Raw genomic sequence first — 1959 nt, 5'->3', positions numbered from 1 at the left:
CTTGGTCATTGCAGCTGCTAGAAAGGTCTTAGGCCAACATATTTGGCAGGCAGGTGCACAAAAAGGTCTTGCCCGTTCCCGTATAGACTTGTCACATTACAAACGTATCACCTCAGAAGAGCTTAATGAAATCGAAAAGCTTGCAAATGAATATGTTATGATGAATATCGATTTGGACATCAATTGGTTAAGCCGTGATGACGCTGAGAAGGAATATGGATTCACCTTATACCAAGGTGGTGTAGTACCAGGTTCCCAAATCCGGGTTGTAAAGATTCCAGGAATAGATGTGCAGGCATGTGCAGGTACTCACCTTGACAGAACAGGTGAAGTTGGTCCAATCAAGATCAATAAAACCGAAAGGGTTCAGGATGGTGTAGAGAGAATTGACTTCTCTGCAGGTCTTGCAGCTATTGATTCCATTCAAAACGATAAGGAAATCCTTAGGGAAAGTGCAGGCATATTCAGTGTAACCAATGAGCAATTGCCAAAAACCTGTGACAGGTTCTTCAGCGAATGGAAAGCTCAAAAGAATGAAATCGCTAAACTCCAAAAGGAAATTGCTAATTTGAAGGTAGCCACATTGGCTGATAATGCGATTGAAGTCAATGGATTGAAAGTCTTGAAGGAAATAATTGCTGGAGATATTAAGGAGCTTCAAAAGATTGCTCTTGACTTTACCGACAATGAAAAGGCAGATGTCGTATTCATTGGTAATAATGAAGGTAAGATCGTCGGTGCAGCTACTAAAGACTGTGGAATTCAAGTAAATTCCATCATCAAGGAAGCAGCTTCTGTACTTGGAGGTGGCGGTGGTGGCCGTCCTAACTTAGCTCAAGGAGCAGGTCCAAATGCAGATAAGATGGCTGAAGCTTTAGATTTAGCTGTAGAACTTTTAAATAAAAATTAATTAATTCTTTAATTATTTTTTATTTTATTTTTTTGATTATTTTTATAACAATCGTTATATTTATAAACTATAAATTAAATATATAAAAAGATAAAGATATAATTAAAAGAAATATTTAAATTATTATTCTAATATCTTTCATTTTAAAAATTATTTTGTTTATTGAGGAATTTTATGAAACATGATTTAATTATAGCTCGTTATGGTGAAGTAGGAATAAAGAGCAATCGAGTTAGAAGAAGATTTGAAAATCGTTTAATAAATAATATAAAGGCATCCATAGATGCAGAAGTTAAAGTTTATCAAGCAAGAATTTTTATTTTCCCAAAGGATTTTGATGATGCATTAGAAAAGCTAGAGAGAATATTCGGTATAGTTTCATATTCTCCGGCTGTTTCTACAAAAGCCACCTTTGAGGATATTGAGGAGTCCCTTTCTTCATATGCTGAAAAGCTTCATGATGAAGGATTATTGGATGAGAACACCAGATTTGCAATTAGTTGCAGGAGGGTGGGAAATCATGAATTCTCATCTCAGGAAATGGCAGCATTTGCAGGTGCAGTTGTAGTGCGCAAGTATTCATCTCCTGTTGATTTGACAAATCCTGAACTTACAATTTACCTTGAAGTCAGAGACAATGATGCATACATTTTCCATGAAAAGATTTCAGGTCCTGGAGGATTGCCTCTTGGAACTCAAGGAAAGGTTGTAGCACTTGTATCAAGTGGTATAGATTCTCCTGTTGCATCTTATTTGATGATGAAAAGAGGTTGTCAGGTAATAGCTTTATACTGTGATAATAATCCATATACAAGTCCTGAAGCGCTTAAGAACTTTGAAGATTTAATAGATCAATTAAATCTTTATGCAAGCGGTGCGCCAATCAAAAAGAGAGTTGTTAAGTATGGGGATTATTTAAGCACCTGTAAGGCTGAGGCACCAGATAAGATGACCTGTGTCTTATGTAAATCAGGAATGTATAAGCTTGCAGGAAAGCTTGCCAAAAAGCTTCATGCAGAAGCGGTTATTGACGGAAGCAGTTTAGGTCA

General features: G+C 36.4%; 2 protein-coding genes. Both read left to right on the top strand.

Annotated elements, in window-relative coordinates; genetic code table 11:
• Positions 1–910, top strand: a 910-nt coding sequence (locus ACKI67_RS07915; protein WP_407462957.1) for a DHHA1 domain-containing protein, incomplete at its 5' end; no start/stop codon positions are given.
• Between the two features lie 174 nt (positions 911–1084).
• A partial coding sequence (thiI, locus tag ACKI67_RS07910) for a tRNA uracil 4-sulfurtransferase ThiI (protein ID WP_407462956.1) occupies positions 1085–1959 on the top strand: 875 nt, incomplete at its 3' end.

Source organism: Methanobrevibacter sp. (genome assembly GCF_045577275.1).
GTDB lineage: Archaea > Methanobacteriota > Methanobacteria > Methanobacteriales > Methanobacteriaceae > Methanobrevibacter.
This window is presented reverse-complemented; position numbering and strand designations above follow the sequence as displayed.